The 20,077-nt window shown below is 68.3% G+C and carries 24 protein-coding genes; 12 read left to right on the plus strand and 12 right to left on the minus strand.

Annotated elements, in window-relative coordinates; translation table 11 throughout:
* The first annotated feature begins 89 nt into the window (after positions 1-89).
* The gene (locus tag DPQ64_RS02235) at positions 90-788 is read left to right on the plus strand and encodes a class I SAM-dependent methyltransferase (RefSeq protein ID WP_115862732.1); all 699 of its coding nucleotides are present in this window, start codon (positions 90-92) and stop codon (positions 786-788) included.
* A gap of 60 nt (positions 789-848) precedes the next feature.
* Positions 849-2,432, plus strand: a complete 1,584-nt coding sequence (locus DPQ64_RS02240) for a SagB/ThcOx family dehydrogenase (RefSeq protein ID WP_115862733.1) — start codon at positions 849-851, stop codon at positions 2,430-2,432.
* Positions 2,433-2,789: 357 nt separating this feature from the next.
* Here DPQ64_RS02240 and DPQ64_RS02245 read toward each other — a convergent pair whose 3' ends face one another.
* Positions 2,790-3,479 (minus strand): class I SAM-dependent methyltransferase, encoded by a 690-nt coding sequence (locus tag DPQ64_RS02245; RefSeq protein ID WP_115862734.1) that lies wholly within the window; start codon positions 3,477-3,479, stop codon positions 2,790-2,792.
* A 199-nt stretch (positions 3,480-3,678) separates the two neighbouring features.
* On the opposite strand from DPQ64_RS02245, the gene DPQ64_RS02250 reads away from it, so the two are divergent.
* The 3 genes from DPQ64_RS02250 to DPQ64_RS02260 are packed head-to-tail and all read left to right on the plus strand — an operon-like array spanning position 3,679 to position 6,467.
* Positions 3,679-4,116: a DUF5788 family protein gene (locus DPQ64_RS02250; RefSeq protein ID WP_115862735.1), complete on the plus strand. Its 438-nt coding sequence runs from the start codon at positions 3,679-3,681 to the stop codon at positions 4,114-4,116.
* A 22-nt stretch (positions 4,117-4,138) separates the two neighbouring features.
* Complete coding sequence (locus tag DPQ64_RS02255; protein ID WP_115862736.1) at positions 4,139-5,878, plus strand: helix-hairpin-helix domain-containing protein; 1,740 nt, start codon at positions 4,139-4,141, stop codon at positions 5,876-5,878.
* Positions 5,879-5,882: 4 nt separating this feature from the next.
* Positions 5,883-6,467, plus strand: a complete 585-nt coding sequence (locus DPQ64_RS02260) for a Mut7-C RNAse domain-containing protein (RefSeq protein WP_115862737.1) — start codon at positions 5,883-5,885, stop codon at positions 6,465-6,467.
* 34 nt (positions 6,468-6,501) lie between these two features.
* Here the strand turns inward: DPQ64_RS02260 and DPQ64_RS02265 are convergent, their stop codons facing one another.
* The 6 genes from DPQ64_RS02265 to DPQ64_RS02290 all read right to left on the minus strand — a co-directional run bounded on the left by DPQ64_RS02265 (position 6,502) and on the right by DPQ64_RS02290 (position 9,874).
* Positions 6,502-7,470, minus strand: coding sequence for a DUF7139 domain-containing protein (locus DPQ64_RS02265; protein ID WP_115862738.1), 969 nt, complete (start codon positions 7,468-7,470; stop codon positions 6,502-6,504).
* A 184-nt stretch (positions 7,471-7,654) separates the two neighbouring features.
* Entirely contained in the window at positions 7,655-8,413 is a 759-nt protein-coding gene (locus DPQ64_RS02270; RefSeq protein WP_115862739.1) for a proteasome assembly chaperone family protein, read from the minus strand.
* Positions 8,414-8,418: 5 nt separating this feature from the next.
* Positions 8,419-8,601: an RNA-protein complex protein Nop10 gene (locus DPQ64_RS02275; RefSeq protein WP_115862740.1), complete on the minus strand. Its 183-nt coding sequence runs from the start codon at positions 8,599-8,601 to the stop codon at positions 8,419-8,421.
* An 18-nt stretch (positions 8,602-8,619) separates the two neighbouring features.
* The gene (locus DPQ64_RS02280; RefSeq protein ID WP_115862741.1) at positions 8,620-9,420 is read right to left on the minus strand and encodes a translation initiation factor IF-2 subunit alpha; all 801 of its coding nucleotides are present in this window, start codon (positions 9,418-9,420) and stop codon (positions 8,620-8,622) included.
* Positions 9,417-9,590 (minus strand): 30S ribosomal protein S27e, encoded by a 174-nt coding sequence (locus DPQ64_RS02285; protein WP_115862742.1) that lies wholly within the window; start codon positions 9,588-9,590, stop codon positions 9,417-9,419. Before DPQ64_RS02285 ends, DPQ64_RS02280 begins: the two co-directional genes overlap by 4 nt.
* Positions 9,591-9,592: 2 nt before the next feature.
* Positions 9,593-9,874 carry a 50S ribosomal protein L44e gene (locus DPQ64_RS02290; protein ID WP_115862743.1) on the minus strand — a complete coding sequence of 94 codons (282 nt, stop codon included), beginning with the start codon at positions 9,872-9,874 and terminating at the stop codon, positions 9,593-9,595.
* 367 nt (positions 9,875-10,241) lie between these two features.
* Between DPQ64_RS02290 and DPQ64_RS02295 the strand changes: the two genes are divergently transcribed.
* The 3 genes from DPQ64_RS02295 (at position 10,242) to DPQ64_RS02305 (ending at position 11,591) form a co-directional block, all read left to right on the plus strand.
* On the plus strand, positions 10,242-10,457 hold the full coding sequence (locus tag DPQ64_RS02295; RefSeq protein ID WP_157971555.1) for a hypothetical protein: 216 nt from the start codon (positions 10,242-10,244) through the stop codon (positions 10,455-10,457).
* Positions 10,458-10,678: 221 nt separating this feature from the next.
* A complete protein-coding gene (locus DPQ64_RS02300) occupies positions 10,679-10,858 on the plus strand; it encodes a hypothetical protein (RefSeq protein ID WP_115862745.1) in 180 nt (59 codons plus the stop codon).
* Positions 10,859-11,321: 463 nt separating this feature from the next.
* Positions 11,322-11,591: an HAH_0734 family protein gene (locus DPQ64_RS02305; protein ID WP_115862746.1), complete on the plus strand. Its 270-nt coding sequence runs from the start codon at positions 11,322-11,324 to the stop codon at positions 11,589-11,591.
* Positions 11,592-11,947: 356 nt separating this feature from the next.
* Here DPQ64_RS02305 and DPQ64_RS02310 read toward each other — a convergent pair whose 3' ends face one another.
* From DPQ64_RS02310 to DPQ64_RS02320, 3 genes are all read right to left on the minus strand, one after another.
* Complete coding sequence (locus DPQ64_RS02310) at positions 11,948-13,243, minus strand: MFS transporter (RefSeq protein WP_115862747.1); 1,296 nt, start codon at positions 13,241-13,243, stop codon at positions 11,948-11,950.
* A 468-nt stretch (positions 13,244-13,711) separates the two neighbouring features.
* The gene (locus DPQ64_RS02315) at positions 13,712-14,140 is read right to left on the minus strand and encodes a hypothetical protein (protein ID WP_115862748.1); all 429 of its coding nucleotides are present in this window, start codon (positions 14,138-14,140) and stop codon (positions 13,712-13,714) included.
* Between the two features lie 78 nt (positions 14,141-14,218).
* A complete protein-coding gene (locus tag DPQ64_RS02320; RefSeq protein WP_115862749.1) occupies positions 14,219-14,758 on the minus strand; it encodes a DUF7344 domain-containing protein in 540 nt (179 codons plus the stop codon).
* A gap of 172 nt (positions 14,759-14,930) precedes the next feature.
* Between DPQ64_RS02320 and DPQ64_RS02325 the strand changes: the two genes are divergently transcribed.
* Together DPQ64_RS02325 and DPQ64_RS02330 are read left to right on the plus strand one after the other, a co-directional pair.
* The gene (locus DPQ64_RS02325) at positions 14,931-15,509 is read left to right on the plus strand and encodes a J domain-containing protein (RefSeq protein ID WP_115862750.1); all 579 of its coding nucleotides are present in this window, start codon (positions 14,931-14,933) and stop codon (positions 15,507-15,509) included.
* Positions 15,510-15,605: 96 nt separating this feature from the next.
* Complete coding sequence (locus DPQ64_RS02330) at positions 15,606-16,889, plus strand: outer membrane protein assembly factor BamB family protein (RefSeq protein ID WP_157971556.1); 1,284 nt, start codon at positions 15,606-15,608, stop codon at positions 16,887-16,889.
* A gap of 25 nt (positions 16,890-16,914) precedes the next feature.
* On the opposite strand, the gene DPQ64_RS02335 is transcribed toward DPQ64_RS02330, so the two are convergent.
* Complete coding sequence (locus DPQ64_RS02335) at positions 16,915-17,697, minus strand: DUF7839 domain-containing protein (RefSeq protein WP_115862752.1); 783 nt, start codon at positions 17,695-17,697, stop codon at positions 16,915-16,917.
* Positions 17,698-17,828: 131 nt separating this feature from the next.
* Here DPQ64_RS02335 and DPQ64_RS02340 point away from each other — a divergent pair, with 131 nt between their 5' ends.
* Both DPQ64_RS02340 and hemE read left to right on the plus strand, forming a co-directional pair.
* Positions 17,829-18,542 carry a metallophosphoesterase family protein gene (locus DPQ64_RS02340; RefSeq protein ID WP_115862753.1) on the plus strand — a complete coding sequence of 238 codons (714 nt, stop codon included), beginning with the start codon at positions 17,829-17,831 and terminating at the stop codon, positions 18,540-18,542.
* A 103-nt stretch (positions 18,543-18,645) separates the two neighbouring features.
* Positions 18,646-19,656: a uroporphyrinogen decarboxylase gene (gene hemE, locus DPQ64_RS02345; RefSeq protein ID WP_115862754.1), complete on the plus strand. Its 1,011-nt coding sequence runs from the start codon at positions 18,646-18,648 to the stop codon at positions 19,654-19,656.
* A 24-nt stretch (positions 19,657-19,680) separates the two neighbouring features.
* On the opposite strand, the gene DPQ64_RS02350 is transcribed toward hemE, so the two are convergent.
* A complete protein-coding gene (locus tag DPQ64_RS02350) occupies positions 19,681-19,992 on the minus strand; it encodes a hypothetical protein (protein WP_115862755.1) in 312 nt (103 codons plus the stop codon).
* Between the last annotated feature and the right edge of the window lie 85 nt (positions 19,993-20,077).

Genomic DNA, 20,077 nt, shown 5'->3' on the forward strand with positions numbered 1-20,077 from the left:
CCGTCCTGCCGTCAGAAAACCCGGAACCACCACTCTCGAACCCACGACCAGCCCACCAGTTTTGTGTCCGACCGTCGTACTGACCAGCCATGTCGACAGACGCCACCGCTGCGGCCCAGCAGTTCTACGGCCGGTGGGCCGACTTCTACGACCTGCTCTCGCGTGTGACGCCCGGGCTCGGTCGCTTGCGCGCTCGCGCGGCGGACGCGCTGGCGCTCGCACCCGGCGACGCCGTGGTCGAGATGGGCTGTGGCACCGGCGCGAACCTGCCCCACCTCCGCGAGCGCGTGGGTCCGGAGGGCCGGGTCGTCGGCGTGGACTTCACCCGCGGGATGCTCGACACCGCTCGGGACCGCATCGAGCGCGAGAGGCCCGTGACCGGCCGCAATGGCTGGCGGAACGTCCACCTCGTGCGGGCCGACGCCACCGAGATCGAGTTTCGCGACCCGCCCGACGCCATCCTCGCCACGTTCGTCGTCGGGATGCTGGCCGACCCGGCCGCGGCGGTCCACCGCTGGGCCGACCAGCTCGCGCCGGGCGGCCGCCTCGCGCTGCTCGACGCCGCGCAGACGACCCGGTGGTACGGCTGGCCGGTCAACCAGGCATTCCGCGGGCTAGTCGTCGCCTCCTCGCCGACCGGCACCGACGGGTACGAGGCCGCACCGTGGACCGTGCTCGACGACCGCGTCGCGTCGGCTCGGGCGGCGCTCCGGGAGCGCGCGAGCGCGACGACCCACGGCGAGTACGCTGCCGGAGTCGTGCGGTTGACGGCCGGACGAGTCGACTGAGCAGCGCAAGCGCTCACACACCGACCCAACGTTTTAGCCCGACCCCAGAGTTGTCCCGGCATGGTCGACGCCTGCGAGTACCACGAACGGACGAAACTCGCCCCCGACGGCATCGCCGAGGTGTCCGGTCCGTACGACCCGAGCAACGAGCCGCGGCCGTCCAAGCGCTACCGGGACGTGACGAAGCGTGCGCTTCCTGGGGTTCGGCCGCCGCAGGCTCCCACGCTATCGGTCGTCGCGGAGTCGCGTGCGGACCCGCTGGCCGGGAGCGACCAGCCCGCCCCGGAATCGCTCGACAGCGACACGCTGGCCACGCTGTGCTACGCGGCCAGCGGCGTCCTCCGGGCCACTCGCGGTCCGGACGGCGGGGAGATCCGCTACCGGGCGGCGTCCTGCACCGGCCGGCTCTACCACGTCGACTGCTATCTGGTCTGTGGCGACCTGCCGGGACTGCCGGCCGGCGTCTACCACTTCGACCCCGAAACGTTCGCGCTGGACGTGCTCCGGACCGGCGACTACCGGGGCGTCCTCGCCGAGGCTACGGGCCAGCAAGCCGGCGTCGCCGACGCGCCGGTCACGGTCGTCGCCACCTCGACGTGGTGGCGGAACGCGTGGAAGTACGGCGACCGAACCTACCGCCACGCCTTCTGGGACTCGGGCACCGTGTTGGCGAACCTGCTCGCGGCCGCCCACGCGCTGGACTACCGCGCGGAGGTCGTCGCCGGGTTCGCAGACGCCCCCGTGACCGAACTGCTCGGGCTCGACCCCGAGGAGGAGGCACCGCTGGAACTCGTCCCCATCGGGGCCGAAACGGCGGTGAACGACACTTCCGGGGCTGGCTCGACCGCGGGCGGGTCGGCCGCGGCCGACCCGCCCGCGGTCGAGCCCATCGACCCGGAGACGGAGCCGTACTCCTCCGAGACGGTGGCCCACCCGCTCGTCTCGGACGCGTGGACGCAGAGCCGGCTCGCGGACGGTGCAGCGGTCCGGTCGTGGCGCGACGAGGTCCTCGAGTCGGTCGGACAGCGTCCCGCGGGCGACGGCCAGCGAATCGCGCTCGACCCCGTCGACCACGAGACGGCGTCGGCGCGGCCGCTCTGGAACACCATCGAGCGCAGGCGCTCCTGTCGGGAGTTCACCGACGAGCCGCTGAGCCGCCGGAAGCTCGGCACCGTGCTCGACCGCGCGACCCGCGGCGTGCCGGGCGACTGGAACGGCGGCGTCGGCTCGGGCCTCCAGTTCAACGACGCGTACGTCCTCGCGACCGACGTGGCGGGCGTGCCGGACGGGAGCTACCAGTTCCATCCCGCGGCGGCCGAACTGGAGCGAGTAGGCGACGTGACCAGCGACGACCAGACCCGACTCGCGCTCGATCAGGAGTGGGCCGGCGACGCGCACGTGAACGTCTACTGCACGACCGACGTGGAGAAGGTGGTCGAGGAACTGGGCAATCGCGGGTATCGGCTGGCCCAACTGGAGGCGGGGCTCGTGCTCGGTCGGCTCTACCTCGCGACGTACGCCCACCGGGACCTCGGCGGGACCGGGCTGACGTTCTTCGACGACAGGGTCACCGACCACCTCTCGCCGCGGGCGGCCGGGCAGACGCCGACGACGCTGTTCGCGATGGGCGTGGCCGGTGAGTGAGAGGGTCGGGTTCGCTGTCGAGGTTGTGATTTCTGGATGGCTCAGGGTCACGGTGCGGGGCGGTGCTGTGCTGTCCAGTTGCAGTGCTGTGCGGTCGCGGTTACGCCGAGGCTCAAGCAGTAGCTAGTTCACGGAATTTCGACGCGGGAGAAGTCGGTAACACGAAGCGAACTACTGCTTGAGCCTAGGCGTTACCGCAACCGCACAGCACCGTAACCGCGGGCCTCAGGCCTCCCCAGCCTCCTGCGCTTCTCGGCCTTCGGCCTGCGATGCTCGTCCCTCGCGCGCGTTGCTCGCGCGCCAAGCTTGAATGCTGAATTTTCGATTCTGAACCCCTCGAACACACGCAGAAACGGCTTACTCGCCCTTCCGACCGCCGTACACCGCGAAGTTGTAGTACTGCCAGATGGAGGTCACCGCGTCGAAGCCAGCCTCGCGGAGCCACACGAGCTGGTCGGTCAGCGTCGAGGGGTCGTCGTAGTCGTCGCTGGCCTCCCACTCGTCCATGAACTCCCGTTCCTCCCAGCCCTTCGAGCGCACCCAGTTCTCGATCATGTCGCCCGAGAGGTCTTCGAGGTGGTCGGCCTCGAACCGGATCACGTCGCCGTTGAGGAACCAGCCACCGGGAGCGAGCGAGTCGTGGATGGCGGCGAACAGCGCGCGCTTGTCCGCGCCGTCGAGGTGGTGGATGGCCAGCGAGGAGACCACCAGATCGTACGTGCCGGACTCGCCAGGGTAGTCGTCGGGGAACGCCCCCTGCGCGAGTTCGGCGCGGTCGCCGAACGTCGCCAGCTTGCGCTCGGCCTCCGCGAGCATCTGCTCGCTGTGGTCGACCGCCAGCACCGTGCTCTCGGGGAATCTGGTCAGGAGCTTGGTGGTGAGTTCCCCCGTCCCCGCGCCGAGTTCGAGCACGCGGATTGGCGAATCGCGGTCGTGTGGCGGCGCGTTCAGGACCGTGTCGTGGAGTTCGTCGTACCGGGGCACGATGGCCTCGATGCCGGGGTCGTAGACGCTGGCGTCGGCGAACACCTCTCCGGGCTTGGTCATGCCCCGCCGTAAACGCCCCACGAAGGTATGCTTTTCACGGAGTCATACTGCCAGCGGGCGATTATTTCCGGGGCGCATGTTCCGGCCCGAACTGCCCGAAGCTGTGACGCACCTGCAGGCGTTCGTGACGCCGGACGCTCCGCTGGCCCAGCGAACGCGCCCCGGCGATTTTTTGACCGTGGGGGACCGAGGTGGAGATGTGAAGGAGTACGAGCGCAAGCAACTGCTCGAACGCGTCGAGCGGGAGGGCGCGACGGTCGGCGCGGACATCCCGGAGACTATCGAGGTGCAGGGCGAGGAGGTCGACCTCCGGGAGTTCGTCTTCGAGATCAAGCGCCGGGAGACGGTGCCTGCGGGCGAGCGCGACCGGGTCGACCAGGCGAAGAAGAACCTCCGGCGCGAGCGCCTCCAGCGAAAGCAGCGGCTCGAAGACGGCGAGATCTCGCGCGCGGAGGGCGAGGAACTCGTGACCGCCATCGTCGGCATCGACCGCGCGCTCAACGCTCTCGAAAGCCTCGGTCCGACCGACATCGAAGGCGAGGCTCAGGCCAAGGAGGCGGCCGACCGCAAGCGCTGGATGTCGTTCCTCAAGCAGGCGCTCGGCCGCGAGGACGCTGGCAAGCGCGGCCGCCTCTGAACGAACACCGAATTCAGAACCCATGAGACGAAACGCCGAAATCGCGAGTCTGCTCGAAGAGTACGCCGACCGCCTCGAAGCGCAGGGGGTCGACTACAAGCACCGGACCTACCGCCGCGCGGCCGAGAGCATCCGCGACGCGCCAGAGGACATCGCGGAGCTGGCTGCGGAGGGCCCCGAAGGCGTCCAGCGGCTCCAGGACGTCGGCGAGTCCATCTCGAAGAAGGTCGTCGAGGCGGTCGAGACTGGCACCTTCGAGCAGTTGGAGGAGGCCCGCGAGGAACTCCCGGTCGAGATGGCCGAACTCACGAGCGTAGAGGGCGTCGGCCCGAAGACCGTGGGCGACCTCTACCGGGCGCTCGGCGTGCGCGACCTCGACGAGTTGGAGAACGCCGCGCGGGAGGGCGAGATCCAGGAGGTCTCCGGATTCGGGCAGAAGACCGAGCAGAACATCCTCGACGGCATCCAGTTCGCCAAGCAGTCCCAAGGCCGGGAACTCCTCGGCGACGCCCGCCCGGTGGGCGAGGCCGCGCTGGACTTCTTCGAAGCCATCCCCGAGGCGGGCCGCTGTGAACTCGCAGGGTCGCTCCGGCGGTGGAAGCCGACCATCGGCGACATCGACGTGCTGGTCGCCAGTGAGGACCGACAGGCCGTCATCGACGCGTTCACCGACTGGCAGCTGGCCGACGAGGTCATCGAGGCCGGAACCGACAAGGCCAGCGTGCGCTCGAACGGCCAGCGCGTCGACCTCCGGGTCGTGGTGCCCGCGGAGTTCGGCTCCGCGCTCCAGTACTTCACCGGGAGCAAGGAGCACAACATCCGGTTCCGCAACTACGCCATCGAGCGCGGCTACAAGGTCAACGAGTACGGCATCTTCGACGTTTCAGACGTAGAGAACCCGGACGAAGGCCAGCGCGTGGGCGAGCGCGTCGCGGGCGAGACCGAGGACGGGATGTACGAGGCACTCGACCTGCCGCCGATTCCCCCGGAGATACGGGAGGACCGCGGCGAAATCACAGCCGCCGCCTCGGGCGACCTCCCGGACCTCCTCGCGGAGGGCGACATCCGCGGCGACCTCCACGTCCACACGAACTGGTCGGACGGCGAGCTCACGATTCGCGGGATGGTCGAGGCCGCGGCCGAGTTCGGCCACGACTACGTCTCTATCTGTGACCACGCAACCGGTCCGGGGATGGTCGGCGGCGTGGGCCTCGACGACGAGGAGTTGCGCGAGCAGTTGGCCGAGATCCGGGACCTCGACGACGACCTCCCCATCGAGGTGTTCGCGGGCGTGGAGGCCAACATCGACGCCGAGGGTGCCATCAGCGTTGCCGACGACCTGCTGGCCGACCTCGACTGCGTGGTCGCCTCGCCTCACAGCGGGCTGGAGGGCGACGGCACCGACCGAATCCTCGCGGCCGTCGAGCACCCGAGCGTCGACGTCGTCGGCCATCCGAGCGGGCGGCTCATCCACCAGCGGCCGGGCCTCGAACTCGACGTGGACGAGATCGCGCGAGCCGCCGCCGACCACGACACCGCGCTCGAAGTCAACAGCAACCCCCACCGACTCGACCTCTGGGGCAGCGCGGTCAAGCAGGCCGTCGAGGAGGGCGCGACAATCGCCATCGACACCGACGCCCACTCCGCGCCGGAGTACGGCTACGTCCGCTACGGCGTCCACACCGCCCGGCGCGGCTGGGCAGAGGCCGACGACGTGCTGAACGCACGCGACGCCGACGGCGTCCGGGCGTTCCTCCACTGACGCGATGGGCGACGACCGCTCGGCGGACCGGCGCGGGTCCGACCGCTCGCCGGACCAGCAGGCGTCTGCCGGGACCCGCCGCCCGTCCGCCGACACCGCACTCCTGCTCGACGTGATGCTGGGCAAGCTGTCGACCTACCTTCGGATGTGCGGGTACGACGCGGCGTACGCCCTCGACCGCGAGGCCCGAAGCGCCTCGGAACGGCCGAACGGGGAGGAGCGATGCGACGACCCGCGAGGCGTCGACGCTGACGACGAACTCCTCGAACTCGCCGAGTCGGAGAATCGCCTGCTCGTGACCCGCGACGTCGAACTCGCCCGCCGGGCCGACGGCCTTCTGCTAGAGACGACCGACGTGACCGACCAGTTGCGGGAGCTGGCCGACGCGGGATTCGCGCTCGAACTCTCCGAGCCGAGCAGGTGTGCGTCGTGCAACGGGCAGTTGGAGCGGCTCGCGCCCGCGACGCGGACGCCCGAGCACGCACCTGACTCGCAAAAAACGACCGTCTGGCGGTGTCGCGACTGCGGACAGCACTTCTGGAAGGGGAGCCACTGGGAATCGGTCGCGGAGACGCTGTCTGAACTGTAGAGCCGGAGCGACTTTTCTCGAAAACGGGTCGCAATCAGTTGTTCGGCTCCCACTGCTCGCAGGCGTCCATGTCCTCCATCGTCCGGTCGTAGTAGCCGCAGTACGGCACCATCCCGTCGTTCGTCCGGACGTAGCGGAACTGCTTGCAGTTGCCGCAGTAGGTGTCGGTGGCGCGCTGGGTGTCCGGTCCGGCCGCCGACCCGGCGGCGTCGTCCAGCGGCGAGCGAATGTCGTCGCCCGTCGCGGTCCCGCCGTCGCTCGTCGTCGGGCCGCGGCCCGCCTGCTGGGACTGGTTGGTCTGGGTCGGAAGCTCGCCGTCGGGCGTCTGGCCCATGAACGCCACGCCGCCGAGGCCGGTCTTGGGCGCGTCTGTGCCGCCGTCGGACGAGGCGTCCGACGAGGCTCGCAGACCGACGGTCTGCTCACCGCCGTCGGTGGATTCGAGCGCGCCGAGTTCCGAGAGCGCTTCGGCGTCCGCCAGGTCCTCGCGGTCGACCTCGACCGTCTCGACCTCGCCGCCGCGATCGACTTGGAGCGTGACGGTGCCGCCGGGGTCGTTACGCGTCTTGAAGTTCACCACCGCGACGAACAGGCAGCCGAAGGTGATCAGCACGCCGACGAAGTACACCGCCACGACCGGCAGGGTGAGCTGTCGGTTGTAGCCCGCCCAGTGTCGGGGGTAGGCGTAGGTGAACAGCGCGACGCCAAGCACCGAGATTCCCGCACCGATTGCAGCCGCGGCGCGAACGCGCTGGCTCGCGGGCAGGACGCTGAAGATGCCGACGAACACTGCGGGGACGCCGAGCCCGGCGAGTACCCCGGCGACTTGACGGGCCGCCAACTGGTGCAGCCCGAACAGTTCCCGAAGTCCCGTCGTCGCGAACAGGATAGCGAGGACGACGAGCAGCGCCCCGGCGGCGAACAGCCCGAGCCCGAGGTAGAGGAGCCGGACGTTGCCGACCTCGCCGACGTTCTCCTCGTAGGCCTCCGCGAGGCTTGTCATGTGTGCGCAATCGCACGCGAACAAGTAAACGTTGCGTCAGACGCGCGTCCCACGGGAGGGGTGCCCACCACGAATCTGGACGGCGGCCAGGCTCGTCGCTCACGACGAGCGCGGCCGCAATGTAAACGAGCTGATGGAAACTCGATACTGACGAAAGCTCGATACCGGAAAACCCGGCGTCTGTCTACCCGATGTACCGCAGGTCCTCGTCGGTCGGCATCCCGGACTGCTGGCTCTCCATCTCCTGAATCTTGTTCGCCACGTCCTCCATCTCGTCGGCCCGATCCTCCAGCGACTCGAAGTCGACCTCGAATCCGAGCGCCTCCTCCAGCACTTCGAGCACCGCGCGGGCGCTCTTGGGGTCGACGAGGTAGCCGCTGGTCTCGCCCATCAGGCAGGCCGCCCGGACGCCGCGGCGCTCACCGAGGCCGAGCAGGAGGCCGCTGGTGCCGACGATGCCGCCCGCAGGTTCGTCCTCGCGGAACTCGACGCCGACCTCCCGAAGCTCCTCGACGAACTCCTCGTCGGTTGCCGCGCCCAGCACCGCGTACTCCTCCATGAGTTCGCCCGTTGGAACCCCGCCGAGCGCGTACGCCGTCTCGACGTCGAACGACTCGGCCACGTCGAGGAACGCCTCGGTGAGCCGGTAGTGGCCCGCGTTGTCGCTGGCCTGATGGTCGCCGGTCAGCACCAGCAGGTCGCGCTCGTCGAGTTCCACGGCGTGGATCTCCGCGGCGACGAGGTCGGCGGTGCCGTTGTCGTGGACCGACACCTGCGGCGGGAAGTACTCGGAGTAGACGCGCCGGACCAGTTCGCTCTCCTTCTCCTCGAGCAGGTGCTCGGCAGCCAGTTTGCCGACGTGGCCGACGCCCGGCAGCCCCTCGACCAGCACGGGGTCGCGCAACTCGGGGTCGGCGACCGCCTCGATGTCGATTTCGTCCATGTGGCTTACTCCCGGGCGCGCTCCTTAAGTGCCCGTCGGTACTCGCCGTGAGGGTCCTCGGGGTTGAACGGCGCGGGCGCGCTGTTGACGGCGTCGGCTCCGCAGTCGGGGCAGGTTTCGCACAGCGTGTACACCGGCCGGTCGTGTCGGTCGCGCCACGCCGAGCAGACCAGAATGTCGGATTTCATCGCGAGAAAAGTGACGCGTTACTCGTCGTCGGTCCGGCGCTCGCGGTGGAACGCGCCGCTGCCGCCGACGGTCTCGATGGCGTCCTCGGCGCGCGCTGCGCTGGATTCGAGCTGGGACTCGGCGGTCTTGTAGTTGGGCGCCTTCACCCGGATGCGGTACTCGGGCGCGCCGACGTAGGTCACTTCGAGTTCGACCTCGTCGGGGATGTCGCCGTTGCCCTCCGCGGCCTGCAGCGCCTCCTTGATGTCGTCGACGCCACCGCTCGACGCCGATTCGAGGTCGACGTAGCCCGTGACGGTGACGTACGGCACCGAGACGTTCTCCCGGGCCGTGTCGACGATCTTCTCGACCTCCTCGTCGGTGAGGTCGGTGGAGTCGAGCGCTTCCGGCCCGTGGATGGCCGCCTGCTCGAAGCCGCCGTAGAGGCCGCCGAACTCCGCGAGCATCTCGTTGGCGACGTGGGTGTACTTCTCGTCGTCGATGTCCTCGCCGAACGCGAGTTCCATCCAGTTGCCCGCCTTCTGCTCGTTCTTCCACTCCTGGATCTTCTCGGAGCGCTGGTGGTCGTTGACGTCCTTCAGCGAGAGGTCGATCTGCTGGGAGTCCTCGTCGACGTCGAGCACCTTCGCGACGACGGTCTGTCCTTCGTTGACGTGGTCGCGGATGTTCTTGATCCAGCCGCTGGCGACCTCGCTGACGTGGACGAGTCCGCGCTTGCCCTCGTACTCCGAGAGGTCCACGAACACGCCGAAGTCCTCGATCTCGTCGATCTTGCCCACGACGAGTTCGCCGGGGTCGGGCCAGCCGCTGAACTTCATCGCGCTTGGACTGTCTCGGTCACTTCGCCCTCGAACTGGGCCTTACCCCCGGTCGGGCGGGCGAGCGTCGCGCCGCAGACCGCGCAGGCGACCTCGTTCGCGGCCTTGTCGAAGACGGTCTGTTCGTTGTCGCAGTCGGGACACTGGACGGTGTAGAAGTTCCCTGCCATCGTCAGTCCTCCAGCTCCAGCCGGCCGGCCCGCCATCCCTCGCGGAGGTGGGCCTTGCCGCAGTCGCTGCACATGTACTTCAGGTCGGTCTTCTTGGTGGGCTTGTCGCCACCGGGCACCTTCGAGAACCGACCGCGGTTGCCGATACCCTTCGAGCCCTCGCGCTGCTTGCGCTGGTCCCACTTCATGCCGGTCGAGCGACCGGTCCGGACCTTCTGAACCTCGTGTTCCTGATGCTCGTTGCAGTGAGGGCAGTACGTGTTGAAGCGTCGTGGCATCTGCATAGATATCTACCTTGCCGAAGCGTAAGGGCACGGGGCTTAAAACCCGTTTGGTTCGGCGCGGGCGCTCGACCCGGCACGGGTCGCGGTCGTCCCCGATTTACGGTCCTCGATCTACTCACTCGTACGTCTCCTCGCCCAGTTTTACTTTCGCCGAGCGTGGCGCGAGTTTAAGCCCGGTCCGACCGAACGATAGGATAGACGCCGCGGACGGGACTCGTGGTGGTGTGCCCTCTCGGTCTCCACGTCCGCGGTCGACGGTGGTACGCATGAACCCGCACTTCGCTCCCCACGACAGAGACGAGTTTCGCTATCCGGCCGATCCCGGTGGAACCGAGCCCCTGATCTGCCAGAAATGGAGGGTGATTCCGTGACCGAACATCCTGTCGATTCCGCGACTGAAGACCCGACCGATTCCGCAACCGGAGTCGCAGAGCTGCTGGCAGCGCTCTCTGGATCCGGCCCAATCCAGCGCGTGCGAAACTACTACCTCACGGATCGCGAGACCACGGCGTACGAACTCGCCGATGGCGCAACGATACGCTCGGGGCCGGCCGAGCGGGAGAACGCTCCGGAGCCAGCATAACCGTCGAGCATCGCTTCGAGTGCGTCCTCTGCACGCACCGCGTACGCGGAACCGGTGAGGACAGCGAGTCGGCTCGCGAGGACGCCCGCGAAGCCGGCGCGGACCACCTCGGAGACGCCCACGCCGACCGCCTCGCGGCGACGCCTCGCTGGCCCGACGCCCCCGCGCCAGAGGACCTGCTCGCCGGCGAGGCCGCGTATCGGTCGACTCGGGGGCTCCTCGTGCCCGCCGACGATCTGCTGGTCTGTGCCGACTGCGGATACTACTTCGGCCCCGAGGAGAGCGACTCGGACCGTGCGCCGGTCGGCGAGGAGGGATTGGTCTGCACGGCCTGCCACGAGCGCCGGGTCGACGACCGCGACGAGTCGGTCGCCGAGGCCATCGAGGAGTTCCTCAGGTGACTGAGCGGTCCGTCAGGCGCACGAGCTTTTCGTCAGGTTATCGAGGAGTTCGTCTTCGGCGCGCGCTTGTTTGACTTCCGGCCCGGCGCGCGCTGGCGGGGCGCACGAGAGCTCCCCGCCAGCGCGCCCGAGAGACGAGCATGGCGAGGCTAATCGCGCCTCGCGTACCGTGCGGGCGACTCGTGGGTCGCCCGCAGCCATCGCAGGGCGAAGCCCGAGACGCGCAGGCGGCTGGGGAGGTTCGAGGCCCGCGGTCGCGGTGCGGCGCGGTGCTGTGCGGTTGCGGTGCGGTCACGCCGAGGCGCAAGCGATAGCGAGCTTCTCGACACTAACTTCCGATTCCAAACTCCCGACTCACAGTCCGCAACACTCCAGCACCGAAAACGCCACCCAATATCGAAATCATGGTCGTCCTCCGAACGCTCCCGAAGCGCTTAAACGCCATCCTTCCGAACCCTGAACCATGAAGACGCTCATCATCCACGGAAACCCGGGCATCCGGAAGAACGCCGTCATCGAGTACGACGGCGGCGAGCGCGTCTGCTTCTCCGTCAAGCGGCAGGGCGAGTGGCACGGCCCCGACGAACCCCAGCTGTGGTGTACCATCGGGACCGAGGACGAGCGCGACGACTTCGCGCGGCGCAACTTCGTGCCTCACTGGCTCGAAGTCGAGTCAGTCGATGCCGAGGACGTCGAGGTCATCAAGCGCGCGGACGAGATGGCCGTCTCGTAATCGGACTGCTTCTCCGGATTTCTCCAAATAGTAGTATTCCGTTACGGAGTTTGATTTGGAGCGACATCTTCGAAAGCCCTCGGGCGCTCGACCGCGGGCAGACGGTCCTGCTCGGCCTTCGGCCTGCGCGGGCTGCGTCTGCCGAGGGTTCGTTCGCTTCGCTCACGAACCTCCCGCGGCTCGGTGCGCCCTTCCCTCACTCCCTACAGTCGTTCGGTACAGTGCTTGCATCGCCGGGGTTCGTCGACCGCCCTCGCCCTTTCAGTCCACCAGGAAGTCGGTTGAGTCACTCCGCGAAACCTAGTGGTTACTCGCGTGTATCCGAACACTGCCTCTCGACCGTCCCGAGTTCCCGCTCAGTCGTCGGCGGTGGCCGCGACGTGGTCGGGCGCGGCCTCGGTCGAGAACAGGTAGGCGAACGCGCCGGTCGAGACGACGATGAACGCCGCGGCGGTCCAGAACGCCACGAGGACCGAGGTAGCGTCCCAGATCGCGCCGACCAGTACGGGGCCGCCGACCTGCCCGACCTTCCACGCGATGGAGCGCAGCGAGAGGCTCGACCCCACCGCGTCGAAGTACTCGCCCTCCTCGACGAACAGCGCCATGCTCGCGGGAAGCCGGAGGCTGTCGCCGATGCCCAGCACCGCGTACGCCGCGAACAGGACGAAGAAGGCTCCGGGCAGCGCCATCTGCTCGCCGAACGCCGCGAGCGTCACGCCGGGGACGAACCCCTCCGCGAAGCCGGCCAGCGGGATGAGCGCGACCCCGACCGCGTAGACGAGCGCGCCGGCGAGGACGAACCGCTCGCGCCTGCCCACCCGGTCGGTCAGATCGCCGACCCAGCCCTGCGTGAGCGCCTTGGTGAGTTTCCCGCCAGCCATGATGCCGCCGATGAGGAAGGCGTTGATGCCGAAGCCGGTCCGGGCGTAGATGGGTAGGAAGATGATGACCGCCATCTTGCCCACGCTGAACGATCCGCGGAAGAAGACCAGCGCCTGAATCGCGCGCCGGCCCAGCAGTTCCCGGATGGTCTCCAGTCCGGTGGCTTCCTCGGGGTCGGCCGTGCCGCCGGGGTCGTCCCGGAGCGCGCCGAACACGGCGACGAACGCGCCGATGGTGAACGCCGACAGCACCGCGTAGGTCAGGTCGAACCCGTAGAGGAACAGGAGCAACCCGCCGAACACGTCGCCGAAGAGGCTGGAGAACGCCCCGACCTGATTGTACGTGCCGATCCACAGCCCGCGCGAGTCGTCGGGGCTGATCTCGCCCACGACCGTCGTCCCCGTAATCCAGAGCACGCTCGCGCCGAACCCCTGCACCACCCGGAGCAGGATGACGTGCTCGACGGTCGAGACGTACATGAACCCGACGAACACGCCGACGTTGACCACCAGCCCCGCCAGCAGGAGTCGCTTCGAGTTCCGGAGGTCGATGTACCGCCCGAGCGGGAGCACGATGAGCAACTGGACCGCGGCGAACGCGGTGCCGAACAGCCCCTCGACCGTGCCGGTCGTGTCGAACGCGTCGGCGTACAGCGCCAGCGCGATGATGATGGTCGAGTACGCCTGACTCCGGGCGAACGCGGTGCTGGCGAGCGCCAAGAACTCCCGATTTCCGAAGAGCCGGAGGGATCCGCCGCTCGACTCGGCCACTGTTACGAACCGAAATAGCCGCGGTTGCGGTAATAAATCTACGGCTCTCGGAAACGGTCATGGAGTCTCGTACCGTGGTATCGATTGACGACCTCTCGGACGGCGCAACCGACCGCCGCTACTGGCATGCGCCCAGTGTCCCATTCCACCGGAATGCACTCGGCGTCTTATTCTACCGGAACGCACCTGATGCCACTGCCCACCAGCACGCGCTCGGTCGGACACTCTCCATGTCTGGGTGGACTGAAAGGGGCCGCCCGCTCGCGTAACGCTTGGTCGTCTCAGCGCGGCCACTATGTCGCGCCCGCAGTTCTGCGGGCGCGACATATCCCGCTGAGCGACCGCGGGCGGGCGGGGGCTTTCGAAGACAAACTGACTCCGAGGAAACTGACGCCAGCTACGTCGAGATGCCGCTACCAGCCAGATCGACTCCAAAAAACGAGAACTGATTGATCGAGTCGACTGCGCTCAGTCGTCGAGATCCTCGACGGCGTCGGCGATGCGCTGGAGCTGTCGGGTCGCGTCCCGGACCTCGTCGCGGAGCTGTCGGACCTCGCGGACGAGTTCCTCGTTACCGGCGCTCTCGCTCTCGCCGGGTCGGCCGCCGGGGCCGCCCGGACCGCCGCCCATGCCGCCGGGGCCGCCGCCCATCATGCCGCCCATCATCTGCGCGAACGGGTTGCCGCCGCCGCCGCCGCCGCCCATGCCGCCGGGGCCGCCGCCACCCATCATCTCCTCCATCTTCTCGCGTCGGTCCTCGTCACCCTCGCCCTCGCCTTCCTCGGCGCGCTTCTCGCGGATCTCCTCGACGCGTTCGCGGAAGGACTTCTCCTCACCCTCCTCGCCGGATTCGGACTCGGTCTCGGGCTCGCTCTCGTTGGATTCGTCGTCTGCCATGGCTGGGCGTTCGCGGGCCGCGTGGAAAAGCGTGGTGTCTCGGGAACGGGAGGCGTTCTAGTACAGTGTCGGCGGTAGTCAGTCGTCGAACACACGGTGCTTGCGTTCGAGGTAGCTGTGGTACAGTGACGAGACGCCGACCAGCGCGAGGAAGTACCACGACCAGAACGCCGGGCCGAACGAGGAGACGAAGACGAGGTCGAACTCGACCGCCAGCAGCGTGATGACGCCGAGGACGCTTACGCCGAGGTAGTAGGTCGCCCACGAGATGTCGCCCTCCGGAACCACCTCCATGTAGACTTCGACCTGCTCGGCCCGGTCCCGGAGTTCGATCTGCTGGTCGCGCTGGTCGTACTCGATTATGTCGAGTTCGTTCAGCTTCGGGAGATGTGTCTGGTGAAGCGAGACGTACACGCTCTTGCGCACGTCGCGTGGCGGCGGTGACTCCCCGGTCTCGACCGACGCGATGTGTTCGGCCAGTTCGTCCACGTCCATCTGCTCGCCGACGCTTCGCAGCCGCTTCAACGCCCGTCGGCGTCTGTCGTTCCGGAGGACGTTGTGTATCTCGCCGGGGTCGAGTTCCCCCTGTCGGTCCGCAGATTTGTCCTCGACTGTCATCTCTCCTGATAACCGCTTCGCGGTGACATCTACTCGCACTATCTTAGGCGACAAACATTAATGTTAGGCCCGGTCCAGACCGAACGGCGAGGGCCGTCCGACGCCGAGCAACGTTCGGAGAAACGGCGCGACCGGCGAGGGATTCTTTACCGCACGGTCCGTACGACTCGGCGTGTTCCCGGAGTGGCTGGTGGTCGGTCTCTGGCTCTCGGCCGGAATCGGAGCCCTCATCGCGGTCGTGTTCGTCGCCGGGTCGCGGCTGTTCCCCAGCGAGACCCGGACCGCCACGTGTGACACTGGCGAGAGTCGACGCCGGGTGGAGATCCGCGAGTACCTCTCGGCGATCGGCGAGGAGTTCGCCGAGGACCACTTCGTCGAGGGCCAGCACGTCGCGTTCTACCTGCCCGAGCGCGACGTCGCCATCACCTTCGACGCCCGGGCGTACTTCCGCATCGCGGGGTCGCCCACCGTCGCGGTGCTGGTCGAACACGAGATGCCCGGCATGCATCTGGGCGACCGGCTACCGTTCGAGACGCCCGACCTCTCCGGGGAGGGCGACGAGGAGAACCGCATCGACCCCGGAGCGGCCGCGTTCGCTATCCTTGGCGTTCCACAGGGCGCGACGCTCGCAGAGGTCAAGCGCGCCTATCGCGAGAGGGTCAAGGAGGTCCACCCCGACCACGGCGGCGACCGCGAGGAGTTCCAGCGCGTCCGGGAGGCGTACACCGCGGCGAAGAGTCGGACGAGCTGAGTCGCCATTTCGAGTCCGTCGCTCCGCCGGACCGGTTTGATTGTCCCATCGCTGAGACAGTCAGATATTTGTGTAATGAAAACACTACCTGCGCGAATGAGAACGGGACGACGCCGCGTCGTTACACTCGGACTCACGACTGTCCTGGGCGGTCTCGCGGGCTGTACGGGATCGAACGACGACGAGACCGACCAATCGCCCGATTCGACGACTCAAACCGAGGCGACGACCGAAAGCACACCCGCGACTGACGCCGAATCGACGACCGACGACCCGACGACGGAAGAAGAGACCACGGCGACCGGCAACGGGGTCGACGACTCGTGGCCGTCGTTCCAGTACGACGCGGCGAACACCGGATGGAACCCGAACGCCGAGGGGCCACGTGACGGTCTCGACGAGCGATGGCGCGTCGAACTCACGTACGACCTATCGTCTGCCGAACCGACAGTTGCCGGGGAGACGGTCGTCGTGTCGACGAACACGGGTGCGCTCTACGCGTTCGACGCCGAGACGGGCGACGAGCGCTGGCGGTACACTACTGACGGCTCCATCAACGGGTCCGCAGCTATCGCCGACGGGACGGTGTACGTCGCCGACGCGGCTAGCAAGCTTCACGCCGTAGCTCTCGAGTCGGGAACAGCCGCGTGGACGGCGGACCTGGCCGGCGGAACGGGCATCAACTCACCGGTCGTCGCGAACGGAACCGTCTTCGTCGGCACGCGGGAGATCTTCGACGGTGACGAGGCGGCGGTACAGGCGTTCGACGCCGAAACGGGAGACGAACGGTGGACGACGCCCGTCGAGGGCGAGGGAGCGACCGGCGCTGCCGTCGAATCCGGGACCGTGTACGTCGGTTACACCGACGGCGGGCTCGCGGCACTCGACGCGGCCGACGGAACGGAGAACTGGCGCGCGGACACTGCAGAGATAGCGTATCCGCCGACAGTCGCCGATGGAACGGTGTTCGTGGCGACCGACGACGCAGCGGTTCGGGCGTTCGACGTGGCCGACGGTCGTTCGCTCTGGTCGACCGGCGACTCGGGGACGGGGTCGCCCGCAGTGGCAGACGGCCGGGTGTTCGCGCCAGCGAATACGGAGTTGTCCTGTTACGACCCAGTGGACGGAACGGAGCTGTGGGCCGTCGACGCTATCGGAACGTTCCGCACCCCAACTGCCGCAGACGGGACGGTGTACGCTGGAACCGACGAGGAAACGCTGTACGCGCTCTCCATCGAGGACGGGACGGAGCGCTGGTCGACCGAATTCGAGGACGACGATCCGACCCCGATGGCCGTCGTTGGTGACTGGGCGTACTTCGGATTCACGGGTCTCGACAACGGGGAGATCCGGGGGTACGGGCCCGCAGAAGACGCGTAGACGGTCGCGTCAGGGTCGGCACGCGTCACCCCAGTTCCGTCACTTCGTACGCCACGTTCCCGTCCCGGAGCGCGTCGGTGACCCGTCCCACGATGTCGGCAGTGGCGACGACCACGGAGTCGAGCCCCCGGCCCGCGGCCTCCCCGGCCATCGCGCCCGCCGCGAACGTCGTCGCCGGCTCGCAATCGGCCCGTCGAAGCGCGACCACGGCCTCGACACCCGTCGCGGCCACGAGGTCGGCCGCCTCGCACGCCGCGGCCAGCCTGTCGGCGTCGACTTCGCACGCCCCGCCGGAGCGGACCGGCGGCACCTGAAACACGGTGACCTCGCCCGGCTCGAAGTCGATGATGCCCTCGAAGCCGGTGACCCCGACGTCGGTGCCCGCCTCGGCGTCCGTCGTCGCCACGCCGGTCGCCGGGCCCTCCTCGCCGGGGGTCGCGTGGAGCAGGCCGTCCCGAAGCGAGAGCGTCACCGCCTCGCCCTCCGCAACGTCGGCCGTGGCGATAGCGGCCTCCTCCTGCACGCTGCCGAGGATGTCCTCGGTGACGTGGTCGGCGTAGCGGCGCACGTCGCCGGCGGCCTGCAACAGCCAGTCGACGCCCTCCTTCGTGACGCTGTAGCGCGAGCGACCCTCCTTCTCAACCAGCCCGTCCTCCACGAGCGCACGGATGTACTCGCTGACGGCCTGACTCGTCACGCCGACCGCCTCCGCTATCTCGCCCTGACTCACCGCGGGCTGACGGTCGGCGATCTCGGCGAGGATGCGGAACCGGGTCGCGGCCCGCTTGTTCTCCAGCACGTCGGCCATGTTTCGAACTCTCGGGCCGGGCGTTAAAAACCTCGGAGTTCGGACGACGAACGAGACGGCTGGCGAGCACACCCCGATGCGTGACGACCCGACCGCAACCCCGAAGGGGGGCGCGACCCAACCTGGCTCCGATGGACGCGCAGTTCCGCGACCGGGGCGTGTACCTGCCCGACGAGGACGCGCTGGTGGTCGCCGACCTCCACGTCGGCCGGGACGCCGCCTCCGCCGTCGAGATACCGCTGGGCGAGCGCGGCGACCTGACCGACCGGCTGGCCGACCTGCTCGCCGCCTTCGACCCCGCGGAGGTCGTCGTCGCGGGCGACTTCCTCCACGCGTTCGACCGCGTCCCAGACGGCGTCGACCAGACCCTCGCGGACGTCTGCGAGACGGTCGCGGACGCGGGCGCGGAGCTGGTCGTCGTCCGGGGGAACCACGACCCGATGCTCGAATCCATGCTGGACTCCCGTGACATCACGCTCCGCGAGGAGTACCGCGTCGGCGACACCGTGGTCCACCACGGCCACGACGAACCCGAGGCCGTGGGGGATGCCGGGGAGGAGCCGAGACGGTACGTCGTCGGCCACGATCACCCTGCCATCGAGATCGAGGGCGCGCGCCACCCCTGCCTGCTGTACGGCCCGGGAACCTACCGGGGCGCGGACGTGCTGGTGCTCCCGGCGTTCAACCGGCTCGCGCCCGGCACGCTGGTCAACGGCATGCGGACCCGCGACTTCCAGTCGCCGGTCGTGACCGACGCCGACGCGTTCCGACCGCTGGTCTGGGACGGCGACGCCGGCGAGGTGCTGTCGTTCCCGCCGCTCGGAAAGTTCCGGAAACTGCTCTAAGTGTTCTGACTGCTCTGAGATTCGGGACGCGTTCCGCTGGGGCCCTGACGTCTCCGCCGCGAATTCCGAAACCATTAGCCCTCGCCGCGCTAAGCCGCGGGTAATGAGCGATCTGCTGGTGCGGGCCGCGCGCGGCGAGCGAACCGAGCGACCGCCGGTCTGGCTGATGCGGCAGGCCGGCCGCTACATCCCCGAGTACCGCGACATTCGCGAGGACTACACGTTCAAGGAGGCCATCTCGACGCCCGAGGTGGCCGAGCGCATCACGCTCCTGCCGTGGGACCGCTTCGAGCCCGACGGACTGGTGATGTACTCGGACATCCTGACCGTGCTGGAACCGCTCGGGCTCGACTACCACATCGAGAGCGGCGTCGGTCCCGTGGTCGAGAACCCCGTCGAGGCTCCCGCGGACGTGCCCGCGGGCCACGCGGACGTGCGCGAGGAACTGGATTACGTCGGTGCGCTGCTCGAACGCCTCCAGCGGAGCGTCGGCGACGAGACGTCCATCATCGGGTTCGCCGGCGGCCCGTTCACCCTCGCGTGCTACGCGGTCGCGGGCGAACCCGCGGGCAGGGACCAGAAACCGATCCGGCGCTTCCGCGTCGAGCATCCCGAGGCGTTCCGTGACCTACTGGAGCGGTTCGCGGACGTGGTTGTCGACTATCTGGAGTTCCAGGAGGAGGCCGGCGCGGACGTGATCCAGCTGTTCGACACCTACGCCGGACTGCTGACGCCCGACGACTACCGGGAGTTCGTCCAGCCGCTCCATCAGCGAATCTTCGACGCGGTCGACGTCCCGTCCATCGCGTTCGCGCGCAACTCCGGCGGCAATCTCGACCTGCTGGCCGACTCGGGCGCGGACGTGGTGAGCCTCGACTGGACGGTCGACATGGCGGACGCTCGTGAGGAACTGGGCGAGACGCCGGTGCAGGGCAACCTCGACCCCTCCTACCTGCTCGGCGACGACGACTTCGTGCGCGAGCAGACCGAGCGCGTCATCGAGAAAGCGGGGCCGGAGGGCCACATCCTGAATCTCGGGCACGGTATCGACCGCGAGACGCCGGTCGCGAACGCGCGAGCGTTCGTCGAAACCGCCAAGCAGTGGGAGTGGTAGAACGACCGCGTCTGCAATTTCGGTTCAGTCGGCGTGGGGGACGCCGCCGTTCTGTCGCTCGGGGGTTGTCGATTCGGAGGCCGGGTCCGCGACCGATTCGCCGTCCTCCGGAGCCTTGTAGTAGGCGATGAGGCTCCAGATGACGAATCCCGCGCCCGCGCCGACCGCGGACCCGACGAGGTCGAGCGAGTAGAACGCCACCCCCTGTCCGGAGAGGACCACGAGCGTGGGAACGCTCGTCGAGAGCGGGACGGAGGCGTTCTCGTCGAGGAGGGTGGGGACGAGGCTGGCTATCGCGACGATGCTTCCTGCGAGGATGACGATGTCTTGCCACATGGTAGAGAGCGGACCCCGCGGCGAAGGAGGGCCGGGCGACCGTGATAGAAAAGAGAACTCGGATTATAGTAAATATTTCTATCCG

The sequence above is a fragment of the Halorussus litoreus genome (genome assembly GCF_003382685.1).
GTDB classification, from domain to species: Archaea; Halobacteriota; Halobacteria; order Halobacteriales; family Haladaptataceae; genus Halorussus; species Halorussus litoreus.

Excerpts from the sequence above, each read along its gene's own strand:
- hemE (WP_115862754.1), top strand. The coding sequence starts at position 18,646 with ATGAGCGATCTGCTGGTGCGGGCCGCGCGCGGCGAGCGAACCGAGCGA.
- DPQ64_RS02290 (WP_115862743.1), bottom strand. The coding sequence starts at position 9,874 with ATGCAGATGCCACGACGCTTCAACACGTACTGCCCTCACTGCAACGAG.
- DPQ64_RS02235 (WP_115862732.1), top strand. The coding sequence starts at position 90 with ATGTCGACAGACGCCACCGCTGCGGCCCAGCAGTTCTACGGCCGGTGG.
- DPQ64_RS02330 (WP_157971556.1), top strand. The coding sequence starts at position 15,606 with ATGAGAACGGGACGACGCCGCGTCGTTACACTCGGACTCACGACTGTC.
- DPQ64_RS02280 (WP_115862741.1), bottom strand. The coding sequence starts at position 9,420 with ATGAAGTTCAGCGGCTGGCCCGACCCCGGCGAACTCGTCGTGGGCAAG.
- DPQ64_RS02255 (WP_115862736.1), top strand. The coding sequence starts at position 4,139 with ATGAGACGAAACGCCGAAATCGCGAGTCTGCTCGAAGAGTACGCCGAC.
- DPQ64_RS02245 (WP_115862734.1), bottom strand. The coding sequence starts at position 3,479 with ATGACCAAGCCCGGAGAGGTGTTCGCCGACGCCAGCGTCTACGACCCC.
- DPQ64_RS02320 (WP_115862749.1), bottom strand. The coding sequence starts at position 14,758 with ATGACAGTCGAGGACAAATCTGCGGACCGACAGGGGGAACTCGACCCC.
- DPQ64_RS02240 (WP_115862733.1), top strand. The coding sequence starts at position 849 with ATGGTCGACGCCTGCGAGTACCACGAACGGACGAAACTCGCCCCCGAC.
- DPQ64_RS02265 (WP_115862738.1), bottom strand. The coding sequence starts at position 7,470 with ATGACAAGCCTCGCGGAGGCCTACGAGGAGAACGTCGGCGAGGTCGGC.
- DPQ64_RS02275 (WP_115862740.1), bottom strand. The coding sequence starts at position 8,601 with ATGAAATCCGACATTCTGGTCTGCTCGGCGTGGCGCGACCGACACGAC.
- DPQ64_RS02340 (WP_115862753.1), top strand. The coding sequence starts at position 17,829 with ATGGACGCGCAGTTCCGCGACCGGGGCGTGTACCTGCCCGACGAGGAC.
- DPQ64_RS02315 (WP_115862748.1), bottom strand. The coding sequence starts at position 14,140 with ATGGCAGACGACGAATCCAACGAGAGCGAGCCCGAGACCGAGTCCGAA.
- DPQ64_RS02260 (WP_115862737.1), top strand. The coding sequence starts at position 5,883 with ATGGGCGACGACCGCTCGGCGGACCGGCGCGGGTCCGACCGCTCGCCG.
- DPQ64_RS02335 (WP_115862752.1), bottom strand. The coding sequence starts at position 17,697 with ATGGCCGACGTGCTGGAGAACAAGCGGGCCGCGACCCGGTTCCGCATC.
- DPQ64_RS02350 (WP_115862755.1), bottom strand. The coding sequence starts at position 19,992 with ATGTGGCAAGACATCGTCATCCTCGCAGGAAGCATCGTCGCGATAGCC.
- DPQ64_RS02285 (WP_115862742.1), bottom strand. The coding sequence starts at position 9,590 with ATGGCAGGGAACTTCTACACCGTCCAGTGTCCCGACTGCGACAACGAA.
- DPQ64_RS02305 (WP_115862746.1), top strand. The coding sequence starts at position 11,322 with ATGAAGACGCTCATCATCCACGGAAACCCGGGCATCCGGAAGAACGCC.
- DPQ64_RS02270 (WP_115862739.1), bottom strand. The coding sequence starts at position 8,413 with ATGGACGAAATCGACATCGAGGCGGTCGCCGACCCCGAGTTGCGCGAC.